The organism is Streptomyces sp. NPDC037290 (assembly GCF_055603245.1).
In genome coordinates this window covers 1-21,947 of the sequence record NZ_JBVJVZ010000045.1, presented here as the reverse complement: position 1 = coordinate 21,947, position 21,947 = coordinate 1, and the positions used below count along the sequence as shown (strand labels likewise).

16 protein-coding genes and 1 pseudogene are annotated in these 21,947 nt (G+C 68.5%); 6 read left to right on the top strand and 11 right to left on the bottom strand.

The window, feature by feature from the left end; all coding sequences use genetic code 11:
• A pseudogene (locus tag ACZ7HQ_RS42885) lies at positions 1 to 439 on the top strand (hypothetical protein); the annotation flags it as partial.
• 52 nt (positions 440 to 491) lie between these two features.
• Here ACZ7HQ_RS42885 and ACZ7HQ_RS42880 read toward each other — a convergent pair.
• Together ACZ7HQ_RS42880 and ACZ7HQ_RS42875 are read right to left on the bottom strand one after the other, a co-directional pair.
• Positions 492 to 875 (bottom strand): fic family toxin-antitoxin system, toxin component, encoded by a 384-nt coding sequence (locus ACZ7HQ_RS42880; protein ID WP_471002411.1) that lies wholly within the window; start codon positions 873 to 875, stop codon positions 492 to 494.
• On the bottom strand, positions 872 to 1,168 hold the full coding sequence (locus tag ACZ7HQ_RS42875; RefSeq protein ID WP_471002408.1) for a type II toxin -antitoxin system TacA 1-like antitoxin: 297 nt from the start codon (positions 1,166 to 1,168) through the stop codon (positions 872 to 874). The genes ACZ7HQ_RS42880 and ACZ7HQ_RS42875 overlap by 4 nt, the downstream gene beginning before the upstream one ends.
• Before the next feature lie 274 nt (positions 1,169 to 1,442).
• On the opposite strand from ACZ7HQ_RS42875, the gene ACZ7HQ_RS42870 reads away from it, so the two are divergent.
• Positions 1,443 to 1,982, top strand: a complete 540-nt coding sequence (locus tag ACZ7HQ_RS42870) for an AMIN-like domain-containing (lipo)protein (protein WP_471002405.1) — start codon at positions 1,443 to 1,445, stop codon at positions 1,980 to 1,982.
• 7 nt (positions 1,983 to 1,989) lie between these two features.
• Here ACZ7HQ_RS42870 and ACZ7HQ_RS42865 read toward each other — a convergent pair whose 3' ends face one another.
• The 7 genes from ACZ7HQ_RS42865 to ACZ7HQ_RS42835 all read right to left on the bottom strand — a co-directional run bounded on the left by ACZ7HQ_RS42865 (position 1,990) and on the right by ACZ7HQ_RS42835 (position 12,048).
• Positions 1,990 to 2,685: a formyltransferase family protein gene (locus tag ACZ7HQ_RS42865; RefSeq protein WP_471002402.1), complete on the bottom strand. Its 696-nt coding sequence runs from the start codon at positions 2,683 to 2,685 to the stop codon at positions 1,990 to 1,992.
• 2 nt (positions 2,686 to 2,687) lie between these two features.
• Entirely contained in the window at positions 2,688 to 5,756 is a 3,069-nt protein-coding gene (locus ACZ7HQ_RS42860; protein WP_471002399.1) for a non-ribosomal peptide synthetase, read from the bottom strand.
• A 27-nt stretch (positions 5,757 to 5,783) separates the two neighbouring features.
• On the bottom strand, positions 5,784 to 6,827 hold the full coding sequence (locus ACZ7HQ_RS42855) for an NAD-dependent epimerase/dehydratase family protein (RefSeq protein ID WP_471002394.1): 1,044 nt from the start codon (positions 6,825 to 6,827) through the stop codon (positions 5,784 to 5,786).
• Positions 6,824 to 8,830 (bottom strand): fatty acid CoA ligase family protein, encoded by a 2,007-nt coding sequence (locus tag ACZ7HQ_RS42850; protein ID WP_471002391.1) that lies wholly within the window; start codon positions 8,828 to 8,830, stop codon positions 6,824 to 6,826. Before ACZ7HQ_RS42850 ends, ACZ7HQ_RS42855 begins: the two co-directional genes overlap by 4 nt.
• A complete protein-coding gene (locus ACZ7HQ_RS42845) occupies positions 8,830 to 9,762 on the bottom strand; it encodes a hypothetical protein (protein ID WP_471002388.1) in 933 nt (310 codons plus the stop codon). The genes ACZ7HQ_RS42850 and ACZ7HQ_RS42845 overlap by 1 nt, the downstream gene beginning before the upstream one ends.
• Before the next feature lie 2 nt (positions 9,763 to 9,764).
• The gene (locus ACZ7HQ_RS42840) at positions 9,765 to 10,829 is read right to left on the bottom strand and encodes a 3-oxoacyl-ACP synthase III family protein (protein ID WP_471002385.1); all 1,065 of its coding nucleotides are present in this window, start codon (positions 10,827 to 10,829) and stop codon (positions 9,765 to 9,767) included.
• A 352-nt stretch (positions 10,830 to 11,181) separates the two neighbouring features.
• On the bottom strand, positions 11,182 to 12,048 hold the full coding sequence (locus ACZ7HQ_RS42835) for a hypothetical protein (RefSeq protein ID WP_471002382.1): 867 nt from the start codon (positions 12,046 to 12,048) through the stop codon (positions 11,182 to 11,184).
• Between the two features lie 578 nt (positions 12,049 to 12,626).
• Here ACZ7HQ_RS42835 and ACZ7HQ_RS42830 point away from each other — a divergent pair.
• Together ACZ7HQ_RS42830 and ACZ7HQ_RS42825 are read left to right on the top strand one after the other, a co-directional pair.
• Positions 12,627 to 13,184 carry an STAS domain-containing protein gene (locus ACZ7HQ_RS42830; protein WP_471002380.1) on the top strand — a complete coding sequence of 186 codons (558 nt, stop codon included), beginning with the start codon at positions 12,627 to 12,629 and terminating at the stop codon, positions 13,182 to 13,184.
• A 438-nt stretch (positions 13,185 to 13,622) separates the two neighbouring features.
• Positions 13,623 to 14,795 (top strand): DUF6923 family protein, encoded by a 1,173-nt coding sequence (locus ACZ7HQ_RS42825; RefSeq protein WP_471002377.1) that lies wholly within the window; start codon positions 13,623 to 13,625, stop codon positions 14,793 to 14,795.
• Positions 14,796 to 15,088: 293 nt separating this feature from the next.
• Here the strand turns inward: ACZ7HQ_RS42825 and ACZ7HQ_RS42820 are convergent, their stop codons facing one another.
• Positions 15,089 to 15,538, bottom strand: a complete 450-nt coding sequence (locus tag ACZ7HQ_RS42820) for a hypothetical protein (protein WP_471002374.1) — start codon at positions 15,536 to 15,538, stop codon at positions 15,089 to 15,091.
• A gap of 582 nt (positions 15,539 to 16,120) precedes the next feature.
• Between ACZ7HQ_RS42820 and ACZ7HQ_RS42815 the strand changes: the two genes are divergently transcribed.
• Complete coding sequence (locus ACZ7HQ_RS42815) at positions 16,121 to 18,820, top strand: discoidin domain-containing protein (RefSeq protein WP_471002371.1); 2,700 nt, start codon at positions 16,121 to 16,123, stop codon at positions 18,818 to 18,820.
• Positions 18,821 to 19,300: 480 nt separating this feature from the next.
• On the opposite strand, the gene ACZ7HQ_RS42810 is transcribed toward ACZ7HQ_RS42815, so the two are convergent.
• Complete coding sequence (locus ACZ7HQ_RS42810) at positions 19,301 to 19,585, bottom strand: hypothetical protein (protein WP_471002368.1); 285 nt, start codon at positions 19,583 to 19,585, stop codon at positions 19,301 to 19,303.
• Between the two features lie 565 nt (positions 19,586 to 20,150).
• On the opposite strand from ACZ7HQ_RS42810, the gene ACZ7HQ_RS42805 reads away from it, so the two are divergent.
• Positions 20,151 to 21,947 (top strand): SdrD B-like domain-containing protein (locus tag ACZ7HQ_RS42805; protein WP_471002365.1); only part of this gene is annotated, 1,797 nt, incomplete at its 3' end.

The following is a 21,947-nucleotide window of genomic DNA, read 5'->3' as shown; positions in this document are numbered from 1 at the left end:
CCCCGGGCGTTCCTTCGAGGTGCTCTCGATGGACTACAACATGCTCGCCAACCAGTCCGTGAACTCCACCAAGGCGCCCGCCTACAACTACCCGGCCTGGCGCGTCCAGGCAGCTCAGGCCTACATCACCGGCTTCGAGCGGGCTTATACGACGAACCGCGCCCCCTTCTTCATCGGCAACCACTTCGAGCACTGGAACGGCGGCATCTACATGGACTCCGTCGAGGAGGCCTTCAAGCACATCGCGCGCGAGAAGGAGAAGGGCGCCGACGTACGGCTGGTCTCCTTCCGGCAGTTCGTCGACTGGATGGACGTGCAGAAGCCCGAGGTGCTCGCCAAGCTGCGCACCCTGGAGGTCGGGCAGCAGCCCCCCGGCGGCTGGAAGCAGTTCCTGAACGAGGCGCACGCAACGGCGCCCACGACGACTTACGGTGGCTGACGGTCGTGCATGCTCGGGGGATGAGCGATGGCGCTGGTGAGGACGCGTAGGCTCAGTCGGCGGTGAAGTCGTGCAGGTGGCCGGCGATCCGGGCGACGCCCAGTGTTCCGGTGGCGGCGTCGCGTACGAGGGCGACAGCGGCCTTGGGCGTGTAGTGGAGCCGGCGGCCGTTGAGAATCAGGTAGGCCTCGGTGGCGTGCCAGGCGAAGGCCTCGTTGGAGTGTTCCAGACAGGGCAGCTTTGCCAAGATGTGCAGGAGCGCAGCCGCTTTGAGGTGCAGAGATCCGTAGATGGCGCGCTCCATGGCGCGGGCGTTGACGCGGGCGACGGCGGCGTAGAGCGGCCCGTAGTCGTCGACCTGGGGATCGCCGTCGAGGAGTTCGGCAGCGTGCAGCAGGAAGGTGACGTCCAGCGGGTGCGACTCGGGCTGGGTCACGCGGCGTGGCCCCGACCTCGGTGTGCGAGCTCCTGGTGGGCGCGCTGTTCGGCTGCCCGCGCCTCAGCACTGGGATCCGTGGTGCTGGACTCGGCCGCGAAGGCTTCGCCGCTGCGGTTCATCGACTGCTTGAACGCATCCAGGAAACGCTGCTCAACGGCTGTCGCCCGGGCATAGGCAGCCGAGAGGATGTACTCCTGCATGCTGACCCCTTCCTGCTTGGCGGCAGCCGCGATGGCGGCCCGCTGCTCGGGGTCCGGAAAGCGCAGGTTCATAGCTTTGGCATCCGGCATGGTACTGACGGTACCAGTGGTACCGACTCCGGGCCAGGGATGAGCGGCTTCCGCCGGAGCCATCGGGTGGACCGGCGGTGCGTAAGGCCTAGGAGCTGCTTCCGAAGAGCGAAACGCCTCGGAAGGTTACAGCGCAGTCTCATCTATTGCATATCTTTTGCATCTAATCGGGTGTTCATGTTGTCATGGCCATATCGGACATAGGGGGACCGGTGAGGAGGGATCCGATGAGCGAACCACGGGGAAGCGGAAGGTGCGCAAGGTGCGAAAGGTGATGTGCGCACTGGCAGGCTTCACCTTAGGGGCAATCACTTTGCCCGCCGCAGCGCCTCTGGGAGAAGACGCCACAGCCTGCCCGGTCGGCTGGGGCAGCCTCGCCAAGGTCCGCTCCGCTCACACCACGATGCCGATGACGAACGTCCGGACGGGCCGTCACGACTGCTACGACCGCGTGGCTGTCGACGTACCCGGGGCAAAGGGAGGCAGTATCGGCTACTCGGCCCGGTACGTCAGCCAACTGGTGCAGGCCGGTTCGGGCCAGGCCATACCGGTCCCGGGCAGGGCCGTCCTGGAGATCGTGATCCGTGCCCCTGCCTACGACGTCGGCACCGGGAAGGCCACGTACCCGGCAAGGCCGGGCCACGGCCTGCCGGGCGTGCGTCTGGCGGGCTACCGCACGTTCCGGGCTGCCCGGTACGCGGGCTCCTTCGAAGGGGAGACACAGCTCGGACTGGGTGTCCGAGCGAGACTCCCCTTCCGGGTGCAGGTGGTCGACGGTCACCTTGTCGTCGACGTCGAGCACAGACGGAGGTGAGGCGAAGTCAGCCCTCAGCGCTGGCCGATGGTTCGAGACTCAGTGCCGTGGCCACCTCCGGGACGAAGGGAGCGGTGACGCCGAGGTCGGTTGCGCGGGCGAAGGCCGGGTGGGCGGCATACGCGGGGAGGGTGCGCAGGGAACGCATGCCGTAGTAGGCGGGCGGGGCGGCGCGGCGGTTCGGAAGAGGGGGCAGGGACCGGCCGGCGGCCACGGCGGGGAGGCAGCGCTCGAAGAGGCGGTGGCAGTTCTGGACGCTGCGCAGAAAAAGCTGGTGGTAGCGCGTGTCCGGGGGAATCGGGAAACGCTCTTCTGCGAGGACGGTGCCGGTGTCGATGCCGGCGTCCACCTCATGCAGGGTGGCGCCGTACTCGGGATGGCCGTGCAGAAGGGCGAACAGGACGGCGGCGGATGCGAGGCCGCGGTGCTGGGGGAGCAGGCCATTGTGGATGTTGTAGATCCGCAGGCCCGATTCGAGCAGCGGAGCCCGGAAGATCATGCGGTTGTCGATGGACCAGACGACGCCGTCCGTGCACGAATCCGTCAGGCGGTCCGCCTCGGTGTTGACGTCGGTGACGTGGAGGAAGGGCGCGCTACCGGGTCCCACCTCCTCGTCCGAGCAGATCAGGTCCACGCGGTGCCCGGCGGCACGGGCAGCGGCGACGGCGCGGCGGAGGAGGGCGCCCCGGCCAACGAAGATCATGTTCAGGCTCCCGAGTTCGCGGTACGGACGGCGGCGCAGACGCGTTCCACGGTGACGTCGCGGAGCAGGTCGCGAAGTTCCGCCTGGAACACCTGTCGGCGTTCGGCGTGCACCAGCTCGGCGGCGACGTCGCTGAGCATGAGCAGCAGGGTCAGAGAGTCGCCCCCCAGCTGGTGAAAGGCGTCACCGGGGTCGATGTTCCCGGTGTCCGTCTCCAGGGACCGGCACCAGATGTCGGTCACGGCGGCAGTGAGCGGGTCGATGCCGGTGGACTCGGGACTTGCCGGTGGCACGTCGTCACCCGCCGGGTGCTGGTCCCGCGCGAAGGGGGACGGCAGGGCACGCTGGTCCACCTTGCCGTTCGCCGTCAGGGGGAAGGCGTCCAGGACCCGTACGGCGGCGGGGACGAGGTAGGGGGGAAGAAGGCCGGCGGCGTATGCGCGGATCTGCTCCCCGTCCGGGGAGCCGCGGAAGGCCCCCGTGACGTACGCGCACAGCACCGGTTCGCCCGCAGGGCCCGGACGGGTGGTCACGACGGCACGGGTGACCTCGGGAAGGCGCTCCAGCACGGCTTCGACCTCGCCGGGTTCGATACGGAATCCCCGGACGGAGAGCTGGTCGTCGGTGCGGCCGAGGAACTCCAGAGCGCCCTCGGCGGTGAGGCGGGCCAGGTCGCCGGTGCGATAGGCGCGGGTGCCGTCGGCGAGACGGACGAAGCGTTCCCTGCCGAGGTCGGGGCGGCCGAGGTAGCCGCGGGCGAGCTGGGCGCCGGTGAGGTGGAGTTCACCCTCGACGGCGGGGCGGCCGTCGGCGTCGAGAAGGACGGTGCCGGTGCCCGGGACGGGAAGTCCGATGGGGACGGCGGGGCGTTCGGCGTCCTGTTCCGGATCGTAGGTGTGGACGACGCAGCCGATGGCCGCCTCGGTGGGTCCGTATTCGTTGAAGATCCGGCAGTCGGGCCCCAACAGCCGCTGTGCCCGCGCCGCCGCCGGGCCGCGCAGTTGCTCGCCGCCGACGACCACGGACCGGATCCGCCCGCCCGGCACTGTCACCCCCAACGATGTCATCAAGTCCAGGTGCGCGGGGGTGAGTTTGAGGGCGGTGACGCCAGAACTGTTCAGCAGCCCGGTGAGAGTGTGCCGGTCCGGCTCGCCCGGCTCCAGGACGATGCTGCCGCCCGCCAGGAGTGGAAGGAAGAGCGCGGTGCCGGTGAGGTCGAAGGCGAGGGAGGTGAACAGGCCGAACCGGGTGGCCGCGTCGACTCCGTAGCGTTCCTGCGCCCAACCCGTGTAGGCCGTCAGCGCGCGGTGCTGGACCTCAACGCCCTTGGGGGCTCCGGTGGAGCCGGAGGTGTAGATGACGTAGGCGACGGAATCAGGGGACACCGGATCGTCCGCGCGGTCCACTGGTTCGGCGCCGTCCCGCGGCAGCGATTCCAGCGTCAGGACCGGGCACGAGTCCTCCGGTACGGCGGCCTGATACGCCTCGCCCGCAAGGCAGAGGGCCGCACCGGAGTCGGCCAGCACGGCGGCGATGCGGGCGGACGGGTGTGTGGGGTCGAGCGGCAGGTAGGCGGCGCCGGTCTTCAGGACGCCCCAGAGAGCGGCGATGACCGCCGGGGTGCGGCCGTCGAGCAGGGCCACGACCGCACCCGGTCCGATGCCTCGAGCACGCAGGTATGCGGCCACGGCGTCGGAGCTCATGTCCAGTTCCGCGTACGTCACCGTACCGGCCGGATCTACCCGACCGGCCGTACAGGTCAGCGCGACGGCGTCCGGGGTGCGTCGGGCCTGCTCGCGGAAGAGCGCGGTCAACGTCGTGCTCCCGGTGACATCCAACCGTGCGCCGCCGCTCAGACGCACCGCCCCGGTGGCGGGCGCCAGTTGCTCGCACACGGCGTCCAGCAGCGACGCGGCGGCGCCCACGCTCTGGCCACGACCCGCCGACACCACCAATTGGGTGTGGCGGCCGAATTCGAGCGTTGTGAAGGAGACGGGCACCAGCGGCACCCGCACGGGGAGGGAGTACGCGGTGTCCGCCTCGAAGCCGGGCGCGCACACGTCGGCCGGATCGATGCGGCCGAGGTGGCTGACCAGGGCCGTACAGGGGTGGCGATCGAGAGCGCCGGCAGCGGCCGAGGCCACCCGGCCCACCAGACGCAGTACGCCCTGCGGCAGCCTGGCCGCGTCCCGCTCCTCGCCTGCGGCGAGTTCGGCTCCATCGGCCAGAGCGCGCAGAAGCTCCTCCTGCCATGCCTCCCATCGCCGATCGGGGCTTCCCTCCAGAAAGACCGGCAGGCTGAGGTTCCCGCTCGCCCGCAGGTCGGTACGGTGCCGGCGCAGGTCCACCGGCACCATCACCCGGGCCGGCGTGCCCGCGTGATCGGTGACGGCGGCGGCGATCCGAGCGACGAGTGCGTGATGAACGCCGTCGAGGGTGCGCCGCGCCCAGTGCGGGGCACGGGACCCGCCGTTTTCCCGCGGTCCGCTCAGCGGGGAGCGCCAGCGGGCCCGCTGCCGGGGTCGCCGGGGGGCGGCGGAGTGACCGGCACCCTCGGTGAGCTGCTTCAGCAGGGCCACTTCGTCCATGTCGGACGGCGCGCCGACGGGTTCCTCGCCGCGCAGCGCGCGGAAGACGTCCAGCGTCCAGCTCAGCAGGCCCCGGCCGTCCATCGCCGCGTGATGGGAGCGGAACGCCAGTGTCGTCAGCGTGTCGTCGCCCCCGGTGCCTCCGCGGACGACGACGACCTCGCAGCTCCGCCCCCTTGCCGGGTCCAGCGCAGCGCGCAACGCCGTGTCCAGGTCCGGCGCGTGCCGGACCGACGGGGCTCGACCGGTGTCCGCCCAGAGCCTGCCCCGTACGGCCGACCGGGCGCCCGGAGCGGCTTCGGAGGCACGGGCGACGGCCCGCCGCAGCTCACCGAGCGCGATCGTGCCCCGCCCTTCGACGACGAGCTGGATGACGAACGGCGCGCCCGTCGCCCGCTCGAAGGCGAGGTACAGCCATTCGTTGGGCGAGACCGGGCGCTGGAAGCGCTCGCCGGTTCCGGTGATCTTCGTCTGGGTTCCCATCGTCTTTCCCATGTCCTTCGGTTGGCGTCACGCCACGGAACGGACGAACGCCCGTGCCCCGCCGATCGATTCGACCCAGTCGGCCAGCTGCCGCAGCCCCGTCTCCTGGCTGACCACCGGTGCGTAGCCCAGGTCCCGTGCCGCCGCGCCCGTGTCGTACGTCGCGGAGCGGGTGAGCAGCGCCATCGAGTACCGGCTGAGCGGCGGTTCACGGCGGGCGGCGAGCGGTGGCAGCCGCCACAGCAGTTCCGCCGTCCGGACGGCGCCGTCCAGTACCGGTGCCGGGACACGGCGAGTGGGCGGCCGGCCGCCGAACAGTTGCGCGACGTGGGTGAGAAATGCCCACAGGTCCGTCCGCTCCGCGTCGGCGATGAAGTAGGCCTTGCCGCCGATCCGTTCGGCCGGGGCATCGGCCGCCCGCAGGCAGGCGGCGGCGGCGTTGTCGCAGTGACACAGGGACACCAGCACCCGCTTGCCGCCTGACAGGTCGGGCAGCCGTCCGTCCAGCATCTTCGCGAGCAGCTTGGGCACGAACCCGGAGCGGTCGCGCGGCCCCCAGATACCACGCGGGCGCAGGGCGCAGGTGGTGAACCCGGGCCGGTTCGCGGCCCGTACGAGCTGCTCAGCGGCGGCCTTGGTCTGGGAGTAGAGGTTGAGCCAGCGGTCGGGGTACGGGACGGACTCGTCGATGTCGTAGCGGTCGCCCTCGTCCGGCCGCATCAGGGCGCTGGGGCTGCTGACGAACACGAACCGCCGTACGCCCGCGCCGCCGGCGGCGTCCAGCAGCCGCCGCGTGCCCTCTACGTTCGTGTCCCAGAACTGGGCGTGGGTGCCGTAGTCCACCACGCGGCCGGCCCCGTGGAGGACGACGTCAACCCCCTCCACCGCCTGACGCAGCGAGGCGGCGTCCGCGAGGTCGCCGTACGCCGGTTCCACCCAGGACATGCCGTCCAACCGCGTCTTGTCGCTCTCGGGCCGTATGAGGGCACGTACCTGGTGGCCCGCGCGGACGCAGTGGTCCACGAGGTGGCTGCCGAGGAAGCCGGAGGCTCCGGTCACCAGGACCTTCATGACGGACCGGTCCCCTTTCCCGCTTTCGCCTCCGCCTTCGGCCGGACCGTGTGGCGGGCCGTTGGCAGGGTCCGCCACCAGGTGGCGCCGAAGAGCATGGTGAGACCGGCCGTGGCGGCACGGGATCGGCCTGCCGCCCGGCCGTGCGTCAGCGCGGCCGGGATCTGTGCGGCGTGCACCACCACGCTCAGGAACGCGTCGATCCACCACACGACCCGCAACGGCAGTGCCTGGAACGGGTGGACGGTGCCGCAGAGCAGGTACGCCCATCCGGCCAGCGGTATCGCGCGCAGTGCCCAGGACCGTAACCGGCCCTGGTGCGTGGCGAGTTCACGCGCGGCCCAGGCGGCCAACTCCTCCCTGCCGATCTTGGCGTTGTGGCGGATGTCGACCGGGAAGGCGGGGTGGCGCAGGAAATCGCGCAACCCAGCCGTCACCGACTGTGCTTCACCGAGGGCGCGCAGTTCGGGCAGCATGGCCTGCCACCGTGCCTCGTCCACACCCGCCTCGGTCTCCACGCAGACGACAGGGTGCGCCGGGGCACCGTCGCCCGCCCCCACACCGACGAGCGCGCTGCGCCGCACCAGCGGGTGGGCGTTGAACACGCCTTCGCAGACGACGGTGTGCAGGTCCCCGCCCGCTGTGCGCACCCGCTGGCTCTTTCGACCGCAGAACCACAGGCGCCCGTGTCCGTCCAGGTAGCCGAGGTCGCCGGTGCGATGCCAGACGCGACCCTCCTCGCGGACCTTGTGCAGCGCGTCCGCCCGCGGGTTGCAGTGGTAGCCGGGGCTCACCGCGTCGCCGGCCACGACGATCTCACCGACCGCGCCGGACGGCTGGCCGCCATCGGGTGCCATCACCGACACCGGGCCGTCGCTGACGGGGATCGTCCGGACGTCGAGGCCGGCCAGGGGACGGCCCACGCACGTGCCGGCGCCGAGCGCGCCCAGTGGAGCCGTCTCCCGGAGGATCTCGGCGGATTCGACGGAGGCGATCGGCAGCACCTCAGTGGCCCCGTAGGTTACATGGAATTCGGCCTTCTCGTTCAGGACGGCACGGAGCTCGGCGACCAGAGCCGGCGGTACCGGCGCGCCGCCCGACACCACGCAACGCAGCGCGGGCGGCAGCGCCGAGCCCTTCACGTGCCGGGCGAGGACGCGCAGCAGCGCGGGTGAGGCGAACATCGTGGTCACGCCGAACCGGGTGAGCGCGTCCACCAGCAGCGCGGGGTCGGCGTCCGCGACCCGGGCCGCGGCGACCGGCGCCAGGACCAGTGTGGAACCGAAGACCAGGTCGAACATGCCGTACAGGGGCAGGGTGACGAGCGAGACGTCGTCCCGGGTGCGGCCGTGCGCGTCCTGGAGTTCGCGAGCCATCGCGGAACCCATCCGGTGGGTGAACTCCACGCCCTTTGCCGGGCCGGTGGAGCCGGTGGTGAACCCGATCATCATCAGGTCCTCACCGGAAACCTCTCCTGACTCGGCACTGGTCTCCAGCGGGCGCTGCGAGGCGGTGCCCCGCAGCGCGTCCAGCGTCTGCCCGCCCCAGAACAGCCTGCGCCCCAGGGTCACCTTGATCCGGACACCGGCGAACGTACGGCGGCCGAGCACTCGTGCCACATGTGCCGCGGCAGGACCGATGAACGCCTCGGCCCCCACCGCGCGGTAGCAGTGGAGCATGCGCCGGATGCCCATGCCCGGATCGACGATCACGGGGACGGCGCCGAGCCGGAACAGCGCGAACGCGATGGCGAACAAGTCGGGTCCGGGCGCGGCCATCAGCACCGTACGGGTGCCCTTGCCGATTCCGGTACGAGCGAACCCAGCGGCCAGCCGTTCGACCTGGTTCTGAAGGGTGGCGTAGTCCACTTCCCGGTAGCGGATCCGGCCGTCGCGCTCCCGGCCGTCCGGGTGGATGATCGCTGTCTTGGCCGGGAAGGCGCGTGCGTTGTCTTCCAGGTGCGCGGCGAGACCGCCGGCCGTGCTGATGCCTGTTCTCATCATCAGCCCTGCGGCCGGTAGGCGGCACAGGCCACGCTCGGCCCGGAGCCCGCGGCGACCAGCAGCAACTGGTCCTTGCCGGGCGGCAGTCCCTGCTCCAGGGCATTCACATACCCGAGCACGGGGGCGGCCGTGAGGGGCTCGCCACCACCCGCGCCGGGGGTGCCCGGAGCCAGAACGGACTGCGGGTCCAGCCCCAGCCGCCCGGCGAGCCGGTCGGCGAAACCGGGCGCGGCGGGAGTGCACACCAGAAACGTCCGCTCCAGGCGGAGGCCTTCGTCCCGGGCGTAGTCGCTGACGGTGTCGGCCGCGAGAGCGACCAGTCGCTCCGTCCGCACGGCCTGCGGCTCTCGCTCGACGGTGATCCGGCCGCGGCCTTCGGCGCCCATGCCCGCGGTCTCCAGATAGCCGCGGACGCTCGACGAGCCGTCCTGGTCATCGGTGCCGCGCAGCGACACCGGGCCGAAACCGACGCTCGGTTCGGTGCCGCGCTCCAGCAGCAGGGCGGCGCCCAAGTCGGCGTAGGGGTAGGCGGGGTCGTCCGCCGCGCGGCCGGCGGGGTGGACGTCCGCGGCGGTGATCAGCACACGATCGGTGGAGCCGGTCACCAGCAGAGCCTGGGCCACCTGGACGGCGTTGAGGACGCCGCACGCGCCGTTCATGAGGTCGCAGGAGAAACCGGCGACGGGAACGGGAGCGGCCAGGTAGTCGAGGTTGATGCCTACTTCCTTCTGGACCAGCGCGGCGAGAGCCGGCTCGAAGGTGTTGGACTCACGGTAGACCCCGGTGTTGATCAGCACGCCGACGGCGTCGGGCGCCAGCCCGGCGTCCGCAAGGCAGTCCCGGGCGGCCCGGGAGGCAAGACGGACGGACGAGGCGGCGGTCTCGTCCGGAAGGGGCAGGGCGGTGCGGGCCGCCGTGACAACGACGCTCATGGTCACACCCCCAGATTGGAGATCGTTGCGGACAGGGCCCCGGTCACCACACCGGAAGCGGCGGGCACCAGCAGGTACTTGGCTCCCTGGCGGGCCGTACCGGCGCGAAGATGCTGGCGCAGCACCAGGAGGTGGGAGGTGGAGGCGGTGTTGCCGAACTCCTCCACCACGGACAGCGACTGGGGCATCGGCGTACCGAACTCGGCCTCGCCGACGGCATTGACGTACTCCACGAACCGTGTGCCGACCTGATGCTGGACGATGTAGTCGAAGCCCTCGTCCGCGAACGTGCGGCCCTGCTTGGCCAGCAGGTCCCCGTGGAAGGTGGGCCACAGGCGCAGCCTGTCCTGCTTGTGCATCTTCTTGTTGTCCGTGTACAGGGCGATGCCCTCGGTCCGGTCGCTCGGCATGCCCATGCACAGGTGGGAGTACTCGGAGCACGTCATCAGATCCACGTAGTGGATCCGGTCCGCCTCGTCCTTGGACTCGTCCAGGATGACGGCCACGGCCGCGTCGCCGACCGACAGGGACGCAAACTGCGGGTCGTACGAGTCGGTGATCTCGGCTGCCGCCGTCTCGGCCACCCGGGTGTTCTGCTCGCCGCTCACCACCATGCCGTTGCGGACGACTCCGGCCCGGATCATCCGGTCCAGTAAGTGGATGCCGGTGAGCATCCCGGCGCAGGCGTTGGAGATGTCGAATGTCACGGCACTCGCGCGGAGCCCGAGTTCCGTGGCGAGCATCCGGGCGAAGGAGGGCTCGAAGTAGAAGCGCGTTCCGTCCTTGAAGCGTGTGATCGACGCGTTGATGATCACGTCCAGGTCCGACGCCCGGTGGCGGGACTTGTCCAGACAGTCCTGGGCGGCTTTGAGCGCCAGTCCGTAACTGTCCTCACCAGCCTCGGGCCGCGGGTCGTAGACCCGGCGTTCGGCCACTCCCGTGATGCGGTGCAGATCGAACTCGGGGGCCCCGGCCACCCGGGCAACCAGTTCCGGGGTGGACTGGACGGTGGGCGGCAGAAATGCCCCCAGGGCCTCTAAGCGGCTATGCCGCGAAGATATGGACATGGACAGCGCTCTTTCTAAAGATACCTCGCAATTGAACCGCCACATGCTAACAACTGCCTTGCGTGAACTTTGGGTTGGTGCCCCGTGAGGAGTGGTGACGAAGATCACGACTCAGGAATTGTTACGCCACCGGGCCGCGTGAAGTGGAATTTAGCCATGGCTGGAAAGCGTTTCTGAATCCCTTTTAGGAAGCCGCGCCCATTGCGGGCCGCGCGTTCGGCGGTCACGGTGCCGGCGACGGAGATCCGGCCGAGGGTCGGCCGTGACCCTTCCGGCAACGGATCGTTTCTTCTGTGGGGCCCGCGCTGACCCCCGTAAGTTCACTCATCAGTGCGGGCCCCACCAGCCGGCATCACCGGCCCATGCGTACCCCGCCGCGCATGGAGATGCTTCGGCCCGCACTCCACTCTGGGTAGGAGTGCGGGCCGAAGGCGTCCTGGTTACCGTGCCCGGCGCGTCGGTCAACCTTGTGTCCGAAGCAGGTGATGCCGGTGAGCTTGGTGCCCGGGCCTGCGAGGGCGAGGACCAAGTACTCCGTGCCGCTGGAGACTTGGGCCACTTTCGGCTCGGTGCCGTAGAGCGTGAAGTCCGGCTGGGTCCCGGCGTCGAAGCGCAGCCGCTGGGCGGGGTCGGCGAGACTGATGCGGACGCTGGTGTGTGCGGCGTCGTTCCAGATCGCACGCGCGGGGTTGGGCGGATCCGCAGGTGTGGTGAGGTGGGCGCCGTAGAGGTCTCGCCGAATGGGGAGGGCGAGCCAGTCGGCAAACTGCCGGTACCCCTTGTCATAGGTGTAGTGACAGCCGTTGTGGCCGTCCAGGCCCACGGTGGACATGACCGAGGTGCCCGGGATCCCGGAGAACCGGCGCTGCACTTCCTGAACGGCGGCACTGTGGAGCGCGGCGCAGTGTTGGCGGATCTGCACGACGTAGATGTGCTCGAGGTGGGTGAAGCCGGTGCGCCAGGAGGTCATGAGCGCGCGGACGTTGGCATTGTGCTGTGCCGCGGTGGGCCTGCCGGACATTCCGGTGTCGGCCTCGCCCTGGTCGCTCAGGTGGGCGAGCGCTTGAAGAAGGTGGAGGGTTGGCCGTCGTGCGCGCCGTTGAGGATCGCGACCGGAAGCCGCTTTGACCGACGAGAGGTCCTGCCCGGTGCGTACGCCGAGTTCTACGGCGCCGCCACCGGGCCAGTAGACCTTCCCGGACAGGTTCAGCTCGTACAACGGGAGTGACCGGGAGACAGCTCATCCACCGTGTCGCAACTGCGGGAGGCGCCGCTCCGCCTGGTGGTGCGGCTGCTGCAGGAACCTGAGGCGCTGCGATCGGGCTGATCAGCAGCATTACGAGTGCGACAGGCGCTCGCATGCAGTCGCGCCACATGTCGCCCGTCATCGGTCTCCCGGTAAAACCTCTCCCGCCCTCCACTTGCAGGGCAGGTCACCGCGGAGGCGATCCTCCGACGCCTGGACTCGGCAAGCACTGCCTTCATATGAAGGACGGATTAAGTGACCGAGAATGACGCGTACAGGACGTCAGTTCGCAGAAGATACGGTTGGGCTCAGTCAACTCGGCGCCGATGAGGTCAACTGCCACTGCAAAAGTTGTCACCCCTGATCCTGCGGTGATTTGACTAAAATTTTCACGAGATGCATATCACGGTTTTCGTGGCGCCAAATCCGGGAGGGGCCCATCTGTGAGGGTACGCAACCAATATGGACAGACGCATCTGTACCGTCGCACGACCTACCAAAACGGCGCGGTTCAGCAGCATGCTCGTCACCTCTGGTGAAGGAGACGCAAGATGAGCGGTGCCGGAGGGATCACCACCTTGGTCTCTCGCAGCGGCGAGGTGGCCTCGGTGGGGGTCTTCGGTGAACTGGACCTGTATACGGGCGAGAAACTCAACACCGTTCTGGTGGAGTGCCTTGATCAGCGGCCCGCCCTTCTCGTGGTGGATGTGTCCGGGGTGTCGTTCTGCGACCTGACCGGAGTCACGGCCCTGGCGGCGGCCAGGGACACTGCTGTGCAGGCCGGGACGGAGTTCGTTCTGTCGGGGGTGAAGGCGCCCTCCCTGATGCGAATATTTGCCCTCACGGGACTCGATGCCGAATTCGGCCTGCGGCAGCAGGGCCGCTGCTCGTCCACTCGTCCCGTCTCGGCGGCCTGGAAGACGGAAGACGTCAGTCGCCGGCAGGCTTCAGCCTCCGCTCATCATGAACCCGTTCTGGGACGCCGCCCGCGGTACGTGAGGCGCACTGCCGTCAACCTATGGCGAATGATGGCTGGTTGGCGTGGTGGCGGGCCCGGGCCCGTGCGGCCGAACCACGTGGTGTGGCGGCCATTGGATTGCGGCCGGTGACCTGTCGCCGCGCGTGCTGCGGTGACGCGGAGCTGTCCGGTGCCGGGCTGAACATCTCTACGGCTACGACGTAGCGCGGGCGCGCCCGCGAAGGATTCGGCTTTCACGTTGGGCCCGTCGCCCACAGGGGGAGGCAACGGGCCCAACAGCTCCAGCGGCACTGGTGCACCCACCCGCTGGCAAAGGGCCAGAGGCCAAGGAAAGGCGACTTACCGTGAACACCGTCCCCGAGCTCGAACCCGTACATATAGAGGGGCGACGCTGTCCATGATGACGGACGCGGCAACGGATTTCCGTATGCCTCGGCAGGACTTCACTCATTTACATGATCCGCTCGTCACACAAGAGGGATAAGGGGGTCTTACTCGCGAGCCCGTCCAAGGGAGGACGGGACGGCGGAGAAGATGAAAGGTGGCCCGGCAGATGACTAGTGGTCTCATGAGCCTTCGCCTGCGTGCAGGCCTGCTCCTGGTCGGTGGCTTGGCGAGCAGCGCAGTGCTGGGACTGCTGAACGCACCCCACGCCACGGCGGCGCCTCAGGACGGATTCACCTGTAACGAACAGGTCTTCCAAGCGGCTGGCGGTGCTCAGGTGAGGCTCTACACGGGCACCGCCGGCACGGGCACGATCTCCTTTGCGCCGCTCGGTCCCGCCGTTGCGGGCTACAACGCCATCGGCGTGGACCCGAAGACGAGGTATATCTTCGGTATCCGGGGTTCCAATCGACTCGTTCGGATCGACAACAAGGGCGCGGTCACGGACTTAGGGCCCGTCACAGGCCTTCCGGCCCCAGCACGGGGATACTACGTCGTAGGCGCGTTCGATCCCACAGGTGACTACTATGTGATGAATCCCGATGCCAGCGCGACCACGATGTACCGCGTCAATGTGAGTACGCGGACTGTCCTGGGCAGAATCCGCCTCTCCTCCCGGGTCCTTCCAGGTATGGCGGACTTCACTTACTCGGGAGGCTACCTGTGGGGCGCTGCCTCGAACGGCACCATTCAGCGCATCAGTCCCACAACGGGAGTGGTGACCAATTTCGCCATGAAGGCTTTGGCTACCACTTCCGGATACGGTGGCGCTTTCACCTACGGGAACGGTGATCTGGGGCTCCTCGACAACAAGGGCGTCCTCATCCATGTCGCAGTCGCCAACCCCGGCAGCGCCACACCCGCCTTCAAGGTGGTGGCCAGGCAGGCCTCGGCGCGACCTGCCACCTCCAATGACGCGACCGCATGCTCCATGCCACAGCCCAGGGCCGATCTGCAGATCACCAAGACCGGTCCCGCCAGCGTCCCCGCGGGTGCCGCGGTCACCTACAAGATCACCGTCACCAACAAGGGGCCGGACGCTTCGTCGGGTTGGACAGTCGAGGACACGCTGCCGAGGGCACTGGCCAACCCCAGAGCCTCGAGCCAGGGATGCACCGTCACCGGCTCGCACCTGTCCTGCACGGGCAGCGGCCTCGCGGTAGGCGCGAGCACCACCGTCCTCGTGACCGGCACTGCTCCAGCCCCCACCCTGGACAACACCGCCACAGTGCGCGGAAAAGACACCGACCCCGTCCCGGGCAACAACACGTCCTCAGTCACTACCCATGTGCTCTAGCACCACCCATGGGTCCAGGGAAAGAGTCCGAGCCGTCCGCATCGAGGTGTGATCCTGACGCGCCCCTATGGGTTTGAGGGAACCCATAGGGGCGCCCCCTGATGAGCTGGGCAGCTCCGGAGACCTTCCTGAAGGACCTGAAGCGGTGGACGTTCCCCGCGGCATCTCGTACACGACCGCTTCCACCACCCGCGCGCTCGGGCGTTCGAGCCGGATCCGGCGGCGGTGGTCGGCCCCGGACACAACCTGCGGCACCCCCGAGGCCGAGCGCATGAAGGGACGCGCCTGGGACGTCACTGCACCACCTTGATCGTGGCCTTCCACGGAAGAATGGTGGAGGGGCACATCTGCCCGGGATCGGCGGTGCAGCTTCCCTGCGAGACGATCTGGATCTGACCCACCCGAGTTGCGCGGAAAACCGCCGTCGCATCCCCCGTGGGTGTCTCACTGCCCGCGATGCGCTTGAGGTTATCCGGCGCCGAGGCTTCCGGCTCACTCCAGGTCCATGTGATGCCTTGCTGGTTGTAGCCGGTGAGGCGAACCCGAATCTCGTCCCCGGAGGACACCCGGACTGTCCGGCCGTTGTCAGTGTTGGTCAGGGTGATGAGACGGGCCGACGCGGACTGTTCGTCGGCCGGCTTGGCAGCCATGGCCGAGGCGACCGACGCATCGGCCGCGGTGAGCACCAGACCCAGGGCCAGTGGCACGGTCAACTGCCTGGCGACGACGTTGGCGGCCCTCATGGAAACTCCAGATGATAGATGGTTCGCGCTCTGATGCCCGCCTCATACCTCGACGTTAACCGGGCAATCTCCCCGTCACATCCGTTCACTCCATGTAGCGACAAATTGGTATGGTCAGAATTCTCGCTCCTGCATGTTCGTGAACTGATCGCACTTTCGACATGGTGTCTTCGGGATCCTTTCCGACCCGGAAGGCGGGCATCGGCGCATCCCGCACATGGGAACCGGGTCGGGACGCCAGTGGAATATCGAAGCAAGGACAACTGTTGCCAAGATGGTCGTTGCGCCGTCCAAGACTGGGCTGGGGGACGGTGCGTTGGTGGTATCGGGGCACAGCGACGCTCGTGGGAGCGGTGACCAGGCTCATCGTCCTCCGTACCGACGGCATGCCGTCCGTGCGTCCACTGTTCTGGATCCCTGGAACGTCGGCCAACGCCCCTAGTCCGCCGGGGCTTTACGTCCCACGGAAGGAGACCCCGGATGATGTCGTCCATCCGTGGGACAGGCTCGGCTGTGGAAACGACACCCTGAATCCATTACTGACATAGTCGGATGATGTACCCCCAACATATCCGCAAGCGCATGCCCCGCCCGTTCGCCGCCGGTTTAACCGCAGCGGCAGTGCTGCTCGGTCTCGTCGATTTGTCCCCGGCGCATGCGGTCCTCCAGCAGGCGGCCCTACAGAGATCCGGCCCCACGGCCTCGGGTGGTTGCGCCCCACAGGACCCCACATGGTCACCGACCACGACACGCATCGACCCGGGCAACGCCTACCACGCGTACGTAGGCAATGGCTATCTCGGCGCCCGAGTTCCGCCGGCCGGCGCAGGTTACGCGGCACCCGGCGGCAAAACCGGCTGGCCCCTTTACACCCCCCGTTACGACGGAGCGTTCGTCGCCGGACTTTACGGCCGCGGCCCGGAGAACACCGCAGGTCGCGATGCGATCGCCGCGCTGCCGACCTGGACCGGCCTGGACGTCACCCTCCCCGCCGAGGACCAGGACAGCACAGAGGGCGGAGAGACTTACGGACCCCAGAGCCGCGTCACCTCCTACCGGCAGACCCTGCTGCTGCGCTGCGGCCTGGTGCGCATCTCCCTGACCTGGACGGCTTCGGACGGCCGCACGACCGACCTGACGTACGAGGTGCTTGCCGACCGTGCCGACCCCCACGTCGCCGCTGTCCATCTGACCCTGTCTCCCCACTGGAGCGGCGCGCTCGCCGTGACCGACCGTATCGACGGGCGCGGCGCGCGCCGGATCACCCCGGTGGACGCCGAAGCCCAGAACAGGGGGCGCGGACACGGCATCGAGGTCGCCTTCCGGACCGAAGGCACCGGCGTGACCGGTGCTGTCGCCACTGTCCTGCACGCCCCTGGCCGGGTGGGCGCGCCAGGGGCCTCCGACCCGCTGAGTGCCCGTCAGACAGCGGGGCTCCGGGTATGCGCGGGTCATACGTACGAGGTCACCAAGTACATCGGCGTGGACACTTCGCTCACCTCCAGTGCCCCGGGTGAGGCGGCTCGGGCCGCGGCGCGGCGGGCTGCCCGGCTCGGCTGGCACACGTTGCGTGCCGCGCACATGGCGGCGTGGCGGGCACTGTGGGCGTCGGACGTCGAGGTGCCGGGCCGTCCAGACCTGCAGTTGTGGGTCCGTGCCGCACGCTACGGCCTGCTGTCGGCGTTACGCCCCGGCACCCGCGACAGCGCCGCCCCCGCCGGCCTGACCAGCGACGACTATGCGGGGATGGTGTTCTGGGACGCTGAGACATGGATGTTCCCCGCCTTGCTGGCGACCGACCCGGACATCGCCCGCTCGGTCCTCGAGTACCGCTACCGCACACGCGACGCCGCCGCCGACAACGCCCGCCGGACATCCATGCAGGGCCTCTTCTTCCCCTGGACGAGCGCGAGCCGGGGACGGTTGTGGAACGAGTGCCAGAGCTGGAATCCACCGCACTGCGTCACACAGGACCACCTCCAGGGCGATATCGCGCTCGCCGTCTGGCAGTACTACCTGGCCACCGGCGACCGCGCCTGGCTGCAATCGCGCGGCTGGCCGCTGCTGCGCGGTCTGGCCGAGTACTGGGCCTCGCGCGTGACGGCAAACCCTGACCACTCGAACTCCGTCAAGGGCGTCGCGGGCCCCGACGAGTACAGCAACGGTGTGACCGACGGCGTCTACACCAACGCTGTCGCCGCGACCGCGCTGCGTGCCGCCGCCAGGGCGGCTGAGGTGCTCCATGCGACGGACGTACCCATCGCCACCTGGCGCCGGACCGCCGACACACTCCGCATCCCCTACGATCCCCGGCGCAAGGTCTTCCTGCAGTACGCGGGTTACGACGGCTCGCAGATCAAACAGGCCGACACCGTCTTGCTGATCTACCCGCTGGAGTGGCCCATGCCCGCTGGTGCCGCAGCCGCGACCCTCGACTACTACACCGAGCGCACCGACCCCGACGGCCCGGCCATGACGGACTCGGTGCATGCCATCGACGCCGCCGCACTGGGCGAACCCGGCTGCGCCACGTACACCTTCTTGCAGCGTGCGGCGCGCCCCTTCTTCCGCGACCCCTTCGCGCTGTTCTCCGAGGCACGCGGCAGCAAGGCCGGTGCAGGCGACGCGCTCGCGGGCTCCCCGGCCCAGGACTTCCTCACCGGCAAGGGCGGTTTTCTGCAGGTCTTCACACACGGGCTGACGGGACTTCGGCTGCGTGATGACGACTTCGTGCACTTGGATCCGACGCTGCCGCCGCAGCTGGCGCCCCAAGGCGTGCGGGTGTCGGGGCTGCGGTGGCGCGGGCGCACCTACGACGTCGAGATCGGCCCGACCACGACGACCGTACGGCTGGTGGCCGGAGCACCCTTCACCATCGACTCCCCCCAGGGACGCTTCGCCCTCGCCAAGAATGCCCCCGTCTCGCTCAAGACCAGGCGGCCGGACCTTGCTCCGACCTCTGACCTGGCGCGCTGCCGTCCGGTAACAGCCACTTCGGAGGAACCAGGACTGTACGCAGAGGCGGCGGTGGACGGCGACGCGGCCACGGCGTGGCGTCCGGAGCAGGCCGGGGGGTCCCTCACCGTGGACCTCGGCCGATCGGTGCGTATCTCACGAATCCGGGTGACCGGCACGGCCGAGTACCGCCTGGAGACGTCGACGGACGGCGCGCGTTGGGTGTCCTACGAGGGCAGGCCCGTCAACGCACGGCACGTACGGATCACGCCCACGGGTTCCACACCGGGCGAGGTGAAGGAAGTAACGGTGTCGAGCCATCCCTGATGGTGTGCCGTCGCCTCTTGCCCACCCGGCAAATAGCCGTCAACTTGCGGTGACTCATGCATTGTTGAACAGATGACGGGGCAGTGTTGGACCCGGGGGAGAGGGGTGGCTGAGCAGAGCACCCCATGCGTTGGGTCCGTCGTCCGGGGGGAGGGCGACGGACCCAACGACCACAGCGGCACGGTGGGCACCTGCCGGGTGCGGAGAACAACGTGCCCGACATACTTCTGGGTTGGAGCAGCCGCCGTTCACCGTGTCCTCTCCGGAGGTGGCCGGATGGATTTCATCGTTTCTGGCCCGGGTGGGTCAGCCGCTGAAGTAGGCCGTCCGTCTGGGCAGGGTCGGGTGGGACCGGGGTCCGCTGATGGCTGGATTGCCGTGGTGCGGGAGGAAGAACGTGTCACGAGGGTCGCCGACCAGTCGGCCCCAGTCCTGCACGGTGAACACATCACTGGTCTCGCCGAGATGATCGCGGGCTGTCTAGTCCCGCTGGACGAAGCGGAAGGGGCCGACTTGACCCGGCCCGAAGAGGTATTCGCTGCCGGCGCCGTCGCCGGCGACGACACCCATCGGCTTGTCCGCATGCGCGGTCAGGATCGCGGTGACCAGACGTTCCAGGTCGTGGATGGACGATGGCTCGAACAAGTCCAGGTGGACGAGTTCGTTGCGGTCCGGATCCAACATGCCGCCCGGCCCCATGCTGTGCACGTTCAGCCACGTGTTCTCCATCCAGAGCTGGGCCATGTACTGCGGTGAATCTGTCATCCGGTCAGTTTCGACGGGAGCCTGAGCGGACACCAGCGACCCGCCGCCGGCTGCTGCCCCCTTCTTCGCCCACCCCCTCTTTCCGCGCCCGGAGGGGATGTAGGCCCCGGAGACGGGGTTGTGAACTCCGGTGATGCTGACGAGTCGTGCGCTGGTGCATGGGTTTGACAGCTGGTCTGCGGAATACGCCGAAGTCATCATGCGGGACGTTTGTGTCCGGTAATCGCTTTGTCTGAAAGTCGGTTCGCGCGGTCCTGTCTGAGAGCGGTGTGCGAAACGAACTCCCAGGATTCCTGAGAAGCATCACTCATTCGGTTCATCGGTTCGTCACATCGAAGAACCGTGCAGATCTTTACGCATGTGTCTGATCCTGATAAAGGATCGCCTCACCTGCAATTGAGCGAAGGGTTCGGTAATGGAACAACGGCAGCGCCGGCGTTGGGCCGGTGGTATGTCTTTGGGATTATCTGCGGCGTTATCGATGTCGATGGGGGCGGCGGGGTTCTTCGCGGCGGTGGCGCCGGCGTCCGCCGATGCGGGGGATGGTACGGCGACGATTCGTGTGGTGCGGGAGGTGAATGCGAACGGGAAGTGGGATCAGGCGCTGGAGCCGGGCTGGGCCGGTGTGACGGTCACACTCACCGACGACGCGGGTCGGTCGGTGGCCGGTGTCACGCAGGCGGACGGCACGGTGAAGCTGTCGCCGGGCACGGTCTTGAGCGGTGGTAAATACCGTATTGAGGCGAAGAACCCGGATCCGAAGGTGTATTACCCGGGTGCGGCCTCGCCTCGTACGACTCTGATCGACCCGACGGTGCTGTCGTCGAACGTGGAGTTCGTCGACCTGTCCGCGGGGAAGAACGTGGAGGTCACGACCTCGTTCTGGAGCCCGGAGGACTACTGCCAGAAGAACGCCACCCTGGCTGTCGTCTGCCAGAACGCCAACATCCCCACTGCGGCGCCGCCTACCAAACGAACGCTGTCGACGTTCGCGTTCAACACGCGCGGAGACGCTGTCGCGAATCCTGGCCTGGTCAAGGATCAGACGACCGAGGCCGATACGGGCACGATGTGGGGCCTGGGCTACAACAAGGTGACCAAACAGCTCTTCACGTCCGCGTATGCCAAGAGGGGCACCAAGTACGGCCCCGGCGGTCCCGGCGCGATCTACCGGACCGACCCGGCCACCGGGAACACCGCGCTGTTCACCCAGGTCCCCAACCCTGGCGCCACCGCCCACGACCCGGGCACCAACATGGACCTGGCGTTCGGTCCGGTGGTGGGCAAAGAATCACTCGGTGACCTCGACATCAGCCCGGACGGCAAGGACCTGTATGTCGTCAACCTGCACGACCGCAGGTTGTACCGCTACGACGCCATGCAGTCCACCGCGTCCGCGCCGAAGGCCTCGTACTCCATCCCGGACCCGGGCTGCGCCACGAACAGTGACTGGCGTCCCTTTGGTCTGGGCATCCAGGACGGCAAGGTCTACGTCGGCGGCGTCTGCTCGGCCCAGTCCACCGGCAACAAGGCCGACCTGCGGGCGGTCGTGTACACCTTTGACCCGGTCACGGGCCAGTTCACCGGTACCGTCATGGACCAGCCACTGACCTACCCCCACTACGGTTACGTGCCACCCAAGACGGACACGTGCACCGCCCGCACTTGGTACCCGTGGAGCAACATCCGGCCCGCGGCCCAGGACGGCATCACATGTCCACCCGGCATGATCCTGAACCCGGAGCCGGAGCTGTCCGACATCGACTTCGAGACCAACGGCGACATGGTCGTCAGCTTCGCCGACCGCTTCGTTGACCGCGCCGGCTGGGCCCTGCCCGGCTTCCCCGGCTTCCCGGCGACGACCGCGTTCAACGCCGGTGACATCAACCGGGCCTGCCGCGGCGGGAACCACATGTTCATCCTGGACGGCAACGGCGGCTGCACGAACAACGCCACCTTGGCCAACAACGGCGGACTCCAGCCTCTGGACGTCCGCGAGTTCTACCCGGGTGACCACTACCCCACTGCCGCAACGGGCGGGGTGGCCTGGCATAACGAGACCGCCGAGGGGTCGGTGGCCCTCGACAAGGCAGAGACCTCCTTGCCCATGGTCGCGGAAGACCCCATCGCGGACCCGGTCACCGGGCACGGCGTGCAGTGGCTCGACCGCACCACTGGCGCCCGTGTCAACGAGACCAACAACAGCGGCGGTCTCTACCTGAACCAGGGCTTCGGTAAGGCCCGCGGTATCGGCGACATTGAAGTCCTGTGTGATCAGGCGCCGTTGCAGATCGGTAACCGGGTGTGGCAGGACACCAACGAGAACGGGATCCAGGATCCGGGTGAGCCGGGGATCGCCGGT

Coding starts and splice junctions, on each gene's coding strand:
- ACZ7HQ_RS42870 (WP_471002405.1), top strand. CDS start 1,443: ATGTGCGCACTGGCAGGCTTCACCTTAGGGGCAATCACTTTGCCCGCC.
- ACZ7HQ_RS42815 (WP_471002371.1), top strand. CDS start 16,121: ATGCCCCGCCCGTTCGCCGCCGGTTTAACCGCAGCGGCAGTGCTGCTC.
- ACZ7HQ_RS42810 (WP_471002368.1), bottom strand. CDS start 19,585: ATGACAGATTCACCGCAGTACATGGCCCAGCTCTGGATGGAGAACACG.
- ACZ7HQ_RS42855 (WP_471002394.1), bottom strand. CDS start 6,827: ATGAAGGTCCTGGTGACCGGAGCCTCCGGCTTCCTCGGCAGCCACCTC.
- ACZ7HQ_RS42845 (WP_471002388.1), bottom strand. CDS start 9,762: ATGAGCGTCGTTGTCACGGCGGCCCGCACCGCCCTGCCCCTTCCGGAC.
- ACZ7HQ_RS42830 (WP_471002380.1), top strand. CDS start 12,627: ATGAGCGGTGCCGGAGGGATCACCACCTTGGTCTCTCGCAGCGGCGAG.
- ACZ7HQ_RS42840 (WP_471002385.1), bottom strand. CDS start 10,829: ATGTCCATATCTTCGCGGCATAGCCGCTTAGAGGCCCTGGGGGCATTT.
- ACZ7HQ_RS42850 (WP_471002391.1), bottom strand. CDS start 8,830: ATGATGAGAACAGGCATCAGCACGGCCGGCGGTCTCGCCGCGCACCTG.
- ACZ7HQ_RS42825 (WP_471002377.1), top strand. CDS start 13,623: ATGAGCCTTCGCCTGCGTGCAGGCCTGCTCCTGGTCGGTGGCTTGGCG.
- ACZ7HQ_RS42820 (WP_471002374.1), bottom strand. CDS start 15,538: ATGAGGGCCGCCAACGTCGTCGCCAGGCAGTTGACCGTGCCACTGGCC.
- ACZ7HQ_RS42875 (WP_471002408.1), bottom strand. CDS start 1,168: ATGCCGGATGCCAAAGCTATGAACCTGCGCTTTCCGGACCCCGAGCAG.
- ACZ7HQ_RS42860 (WP_471002399.1), bottom strand. CDS start 5,756: ATGGGAACCCAGACGAAGATCACCGGAACCGGCGAGCGCTTCCAGCGC.
- ACZ7HQ_RS42865 (WP_471002402.1), bottom strand. CDS start 2,685: ATGATCTTCGTTGGCCGGGGCGCCCTCCTCCGCCGCGCCGTCGCCGCT.